This window comes from Archangium sp. (genome assembly GCF_036389735.1).
Taxonomy (GTDB): Bacteria; Myxococcota; Myxococcia; order Myxococcales; family Myxococcaceae; genus Archangium.
The window spans coordinates 1-6,206 of the sequence record NZ_DASVWK010000358.1 but is presented as its reverse complement, the minus strand read 5'-3'; the positions used below and the strand labels follow the sequence as shown (position 1 = coordinate 6,206).

Sequence of the window (6,206 nt, the reverse complement as noted above, 5' to 3'; positions counted from 1 at the left end):
TGGGCGAGCTCTTACCGAAGTTCTTCACCTCCTCGCCGGAGAAGGACTGGGGGATGAGCGGCGTCCACACGGGGCCCGGGGCCACCGAGTTGACGCGGATGCCCTTCTCAATCAGCTCCTGGGCCAGGCCCTTGGTGAAGGTGACGATGGCGCCCTTGGTGCACGCGTAGTCGAGGATGCCTGGATTGGGCTGGTAGGCCTGGATGGAGGCCACGTTGATGATGGAAGCCCCGGGCTTCATGTGCGGCAGCGCGTAGCGCACCAGGTGGAACATCGCGAGGATGTTGGTGCGGAAGGTGCGCTCGATGCGCTCGGCCGTGAGCTCCTCGAACTTCTCCACGCTCTTGCCCTGCCAGGCCGCGTTGTTGACGAGCACGTCGATGCGGCCGAAGCGCTTCACCGTGTCCTCGATGATGCGGCGGCAGACGTTCTCGTCGGTGATGTCCCCCTTGAGCGAGAGCACCTGGTGGCCCGAGTCCTCGACGACCTTGCGCGTCACCTCGGCGTCCGGATCCTCGTTGAGGTAGCCAAAGGCCACGTCCGCGCCCTCACGCGCGAAGGCGAGGCACACCGCGCGGCCAATGCCACTGTCTCCCCCGGTGACGAGCGCCACCCTGCCCTTCAGCCGGCCGAGTCCCTTGTACGAGTCGAGGCCGTAGTCCGGCTCCGGCGTCATCTCGGTCTCGAGGCCCGGGTGTTGGGGCTGCTCCTGGGCGGGCAGAGGCGGCTTGGGTCCTGCTTCACGGGGATTCTTCTGGGCCATGGCTGGAGTCCTTGGGGTTGCCTACCCTGCCCAGGGTGGGGAGGACTCCGACACACGGCAACCGTCAGGGGTGGCCCCTTGGCGGCAAGGCGAGCGGGTTCAGGGATTGACCGAGACCTCGACGTCCTCGGAGTGGAACAGGCCGCCCTGGCAGCCCGCCACCCCCTCGCAGGTGAGCACCTGGCCGACGGCGGTGCCGCTCAAGCGCAAGATGTAGCGGCCCTCGACGGTGCCGGTGGGAACGGACACCAGGGCCGTGTTGCCCTCCTGCTCTACCGGGAGGGTCGCCGCCGCGCCCCCGTTCCTGGGGATGAGGCTGGCCTCGGCGCTCCCCTCGACGGTATCCGTCTCGGGCAGCCACACGTACGGGTGCGTCTGCCCCCGCCGCAGCGAGTCGGGGGCTCCCCCATTGCGGAAGAAGCGCCGCTTGGCCTTCGCGGCTCGGAGGACGAGCAGCACGGAGCGGGTGTCGTCCTGGAGGATGACGCGCAGGTCCTCGGTGGGCTCGTTTTTCCACTCCGTGGGATCGAAGTCGAAGGTGGCACGCGGAGGCACACACACGTCGCGCCCGCCGACGCCCGTGTCGGGCACGCCCCCGGGCTCGAGCTTCATGGGCTGGCCATTGAGGGTGGCGGTGACGCCCTCCGCGAGCCGGGCACACGTGGCGTCCGCGGAGAAGACGAGGGTGAAGCGGTGCGAGCCGGAGGGCGCATCGCGCTCCAGCGAGTCCACGTCCGTGAGGGTGAACTGGAGCGTGCGATTCTGGAGGTCGGCGAGAGTGACGGGCACGGCCACGGTGCGGCCACAGCCAGCGAGCAGGCCCAGTGCGCCGAGCGTGCCCATGACGAGACGGAGAGACGAAGCGGAAGCCATCGGGCCCACCCTACCACCCCGCCTCGGAAGGGCCCGGTTCATGGGGCGCCCACTCCCTCCGGCCGGGCATCCGAGCCTTCGGTCCTGTCACATCCGGACTCCGGTCCCTCTCTCTCCCGGTCTCAGAGGCAACAAGCGAGGAGGCGAACAAGACCATGAACACCCTCAATCGCCAGTATCTCCTGGCACACCGTCCCGAGGGTCCACTGCGGGAGTCCGACTTCGAATACCGCGAGGCGTCGGTGCCCACCCCAGGACCTGGGGAGGTGCTGACCCGCACCCTCTATCTGTCGCTCGACCCGGCCAACCGGGTGTGGATGGGCCCCCTCCCCACCTACCGCCCTCCCATCGGGCTCGGGGAGGTCATGGCCGGGTTCACCCTCAATGAGGTGGTGGAGTCGAAAGACGCGCGCTTCCGCCCCGGAGACCTCGTCGAGTGCCAGGGCGGCTGGCAGGACTACGCCGTGCTCCCGGCGGATGCGCTCTACAAGGTGGCGCCCCGCGGGCCCCTGTCCCATCGGCTGAGCGTGCTGGGGGTGCCGGGCCAGACGGCGTACTTCGGGCTGCTGGAGGTGGGGAGGATCCGCGCCGGGGAGACCGTGGTCGTCTCGGCGGCCGCGGGCGCCGTCGGCTCCATCACCGGACAGCTCGCGAAGCTCCACGGGTGCCGCGTCATCGGCATCGCCGGGGGCCCGGAAAAGTGTCACTGGCTCACCACGGAGCTCGGTTTCGACGCGGCCCTCGACTACCGCGCCGAGGACTTCCCCCAGCGGCTGGCCGCCGCCTGTCCCGAGGGCGTGGACCTCTACTTCGACAACGTCGGCGGCGCGGTGTTCCAGGCGGCGCTGTTCCAGATGAAGCCGCACGGGCGCATCGTCTGCTGCGGCAGCGTGTCCATCTATGACACCGACACGCCGCCTCCGAGGCTGCTGGGCGTCCCTGGCCTGCTGACCCTCCGCCGCCTCCGCATGGAGGGATTCATCGTCTTCGACTTCCACGACCGCCGGAAGCAGGCCGAGCAGGCCCTGGCGGGCTGGGTCGCCGAGGGCCGGCTGAAGGTCCGCGAGGACATCATCGACGGCCTGCAGAACGCACCTCGGGCCTTGATGGGCCTGCTGCATGGGGCCAACATCGGAAAGCGGATGATCCGCGTCGCCCCCGAGCCCTCGGGGAAGCCGTAGCGCGCGACAGCGGCAGCGAGGAGGCAACGTGGCGGGCCGTGTACTCCATCTGGCGGCGGGCAACCTGTATGGAGGCGTGGAGTCCTTCCTCGTCACGCTGGCGCGGTCGCCCCGGCGACTGGAGCACCGCTTCGCGCTCTTCTTCGAGGGCCGGCTGGCCTCGGAGCTGCGGGCGGCCGGAGCCAGTGTGGAGGTGCTCGGCCCGGCGCGGCTGGCACGTCCGTGGACGCTCGTCGGGCCCCAGCTGCGGCTGCGCCGGCTGCTGGCCTCCTGGCGTCCGGACCTGGTGCTCTCCCACTCCTCGTGGCTGAAGGCCGTCGCGGCCCCGGCGCTGCTCGGCCACCGGCAGGCCCTCTTCCTCCACGGCCCCATCGAGCCCCGCTTCGCGCTGGACAGGCTGCTGGCGTGGGTGCCTCCGGACGCGCTCCTGTCCAACTCCGCGTTCACCGCCGCGTCCGCGTCCACCCTTCTGCCCGGGCTCACACCGCTCGTCACCGGCTGCCCCGTCGAGGACCGAGCACCGAAGGAGCCCGGGGTGCGGCATGCCGTCCGCCAGGAGCTCGGCGTGCCCGAGGGCACTCCCGTCATCCTCCAGGTGAGCCGGCTGGAGGCGTGGAAGGGCCAGGAGTTGCTGCTGGATGCGCTCGCTCGGCTGCCCCGCGAGGCGAACTGGGCCTGCTGGGTGGTGGGCGGCGCCCAGCGTCCCGAGGAGCACGCCCTGCTGGCGCGCCTGCGGACACGGGCGGACACCCACGGGCTGGCCCATCGGGTGCGCTTCCTCGGCCAGCGCTCCGACGTCCCCCGGTTGCTCGCCGCGGCCGACCTCTTCTGCCAGCCCAACCTCGGGCCCGAGCCCTTCGGCATCGTCTTCGTCGAGGCCATGTTCGCCGGCCTCCCCGTGCTGACGACGGACATGGGTGGAGCCCGGGAGATCATCGACGACACGTGCGGCGCCCGGGTGCCTCCCCGCGCGGACGCCGTCGCCGAGGTGCTCGCCCGGTGGGTGGTTGAACCCGAGTCGAGGAAGGCCCTGGGACGGGCTGGCCGACAGCGCGCCGGGGAGCGCTACCTGCCTTCCGTCCGGGTGCCCCTGCTGGAGGAGGCCCTCGAGCGCGCGATACGCCCATGAGACGTGCTCACCCCTCGGCCAGCTTCGCCTCCAGCCGCGCCTTCACCTCGGACCACTCGCTGTCGATGATGCCGTAGTAGGCCGAGTCCCGCACCACGTCCCCGCGCACCAGCATGTGATGGCGGAGGAGGCCCTCGAAGCGCGCGCCGATCCGCTCGATGGCCGCCCGAGAGCGCGTGTTGCGCCGGTCCGTCTTCAGCTGCACCCGCATCACCTCCAGCTCCTCGAAGGCATGCCGCAGCAGCAGGTACTTGCACTCCGTATTCACCCGCGAGCGCCACACGCGCCTGGCCAGCCACGTGCTGCCAATCTCCAACGTGCGGTGCTTGCGCTGGATGTCCAGGTAGCGCGTGCTGCCCACCGGCGAGCCCGTCTCCTTGTCGATGATGACGAAGGGCCGCTCCACCCCACGCTCCGCCGCCTCCAGCGCGTCGGAGACGTACGCCTCCACGTCCCCGGGCGTGCGCAGCACCACGTTGAAGTGCTCGAAGATGTCGGGCTCCACCACGGCGGAGAGCGCGGGCGCGTGGCTCATGGCCAGCGGCTCCAGGCGCACCGAGCGCCCTTCCAGCGTCACGGGAGGCACAAGGAGGGGCGTGGGCTCACGGTGGAGGACGGGGTCGGCGCTCTCGGGGCTCATGGGGCCAGGGTGTATACCCTCGCCCCGTCCCTCTCCCAAAGGGAGAGGGGGACTGGGCGCTCTCAGAAGTAGCGCTTGCGCTTGCTGCTCGGGAGGATGTTCAGCACCTCGCGGTACTTGGCCACCGTGCGCCGCGCGATCTCCGTCCCCTGCGCCTTCAGCAGCTCCACGATCTTCTGGTCCGAGTACGGATTGCGCGGGTCTTCCTGCGACACCAGCTGCTTGATGTGGTGCTTCACCGCCTCGCTCGCCGTGTCCTCACCGGACACGCGCGCAATCGACGAGTTGAAGAAGTACTTCAGCTCGAAGATGCCCTGAGGGGTGTGCACGTACTTGCTCGTCGTCACGCGCGACACCGTGGACTCGTGCATCCCGATGTCCTCGGCCACGTCCCGGAGGATGAGCGGCCTGAGGTGGGCGATGCCCTTGTCCAGGAAGTCCTTCTGGAACTTCACGATGCTCTCGGTGACCTTGTAGATGGTGCGCTGGCGCTGGTGGATGGAGCGGATGAGCCACTGCGCGCTGCGCAGCTTCTCCTGGATGAACTCCTTCGTCTGCCCCGGCCCCACCCCGCCCGCCTTCAGCGCGTTGCGGTACATGCCCGAGATGCGCAGCTTCGACAGGCCGTCGTCGTTGAGCACCACCGTGTACTCGTCCTCGCCCAGCTTGTAGACGAAGACGTCGGGGGTGATGTACTGCGCGTCGTCCCCGCTGAAGTTGCGGCCCGGCTTCGGGTCCAGCTTCGGTAGCAGCTTGGAGGCCTCCACCACCTCCTCGAGCGTCACCTTCAGGTCCTTGGCGATGGCCGGAAGGTTCTTGCTCTCGAGGTACTTCATGTGCCGCTTGATGATGAGGCCCAGCAGCGCCGCGTGCTTGTCCTTGAGCGCGGACACCTGGATGAGCAGGCACTCCTGCAGGTCGCGCGCGGCGCAGCCCCTGGGCTCCAGGTTCTGGATGCGCCGCAGCGTCCGCTCCGCCACCGACATGGACACGTCCGCCTCATTGCACAGACGGATGAGCGGGTCTCCCTCCACGTCGTCCAGCTTCAGGTACCCGTCGTGGTCCAGGTTGCCCAGGATGAGCATGCCGATGCGCCGCTCGGCCTCGTTGAGCCGCAGCGTCCCCAGCTGCTCCTGGAGGTGATCGACCAGATCCTCCTTCTCCACGAGGTTGGCCTCGAAGGAGGGAAGGTCATCGGTCGCCACGTTCCCCTTGTTGGAGGCCGTGCTCTGCTCGTTGAACTGGTAGCTGTTGAGGTAGGCCTCCCAGTCGATCTCCGGCGGCCCGTCCCCATCGGCCTTGAACTCGGGGGCCGCGTCCGGCGTCCGGTTGTCCGCGATGTCGCGCGGAATCTCGGTGTTCGCGGCCTCCATCGAGGCCTCGCCGGGCTCCTTGTCCGTCACGTCGCCATGAGCGGTCTCGTCAGGCTGCTCGAGGAGCGGATTCTGCTCCATCTCCTCGCGCACCTGCTCGAGCAGCTCCATGCGCGACAATTGCAGCAGCTTGATGGCCTGCTGCAGCTGGGGCGTCATCACCAGCTGCTGCGAAAGCTTCAGGCTCTGCTTGAGTTCCATCGCCATTCGGAGGGTCTCCCGCCCAATTCAACAATCGACTCGACGG

General features: G+C 69.2%; 6 protein-coding genes. 2 read left to right on the top strand and 4 right to left on the bottom strand.

Annotation, left to right across the window (positions count from 1 at the left end):
* Window positions 1-763, bottom strand: a 763-nt coding sequence (locus VF794_RS12530) for an SDR family NAD(P)-dependent oxidoreductase (RefSeq protein WP_331110033.1), incomplete at its 3' end; no start/stop codon positions are given.
* A 99-nt stretch (window positions 764-862) separates the two neighbouring features.
* Window positions 863-1,636, bottom strand: coding sequence for a hypothetical protein (locus tag VF794_RS12525; RefSeq protein ID WP_331110031.1), 774 nt, complete (start codon window positions 1,634-1,636; stop codon window positions 863-865).
* A gap of 155 nt (window positions 1,637-1,791) precedes the next feature.
* Between VF794_RS12525 and VF794_RS12520 the strand changes: the two genes are divergently transcribed.
* Entirely contained in the window at window positions 1,792-2,817 is a 1,026-nt protein-coding gene (locus tag VF794_RS12520) for an NADP-dependent oxidoreductase (protein WP_331110029.1), read from the top strand.
* A 28-nt stretch (window positions 2,818-2,845) separates the two neighbouring features.
* Complete coding sequence (locus tag VF794_RS12515; RefSeq protein WP_331110027.1) at window positions 2,846-3,946, top strand: glycosyltransferase; 1,101 nt, start codon at window positions 2,846-2,848, stop codon at window positions 3,944-3,946.
* Window positions 3,947-3,953: 7 nt separating this feature from the next.
* On the opposite strand, the gene VF794_RS12510 is transcribed toward VF794_RS12515, so the two are convergent.
* Window positions 3,954-4,586, bottom strand: coding sequence for a GNAT family protein (locus VF794_RS12510; RefSeq protein WP_331110025.1), 633 nt, complete (start codon window positions 4,584-4,586; stop codon window positions 3,954-3,956).
* Between the two features lie 62 nt (window positions 4,587-4,648).
* Complete coding sequence (gene rpoN / locus VF794_RS12505) at window positions 4,649-6,166, bottom strand: RNA polymerase factor sigma-54 (protein WP_331110023.1); 1,518 nt, start codon at window positions 6,164-6,166, stop codon at window positions 4,649-4,651.
* Window positions 6,167-6,206: the final 40 nt, after the last annotated feature.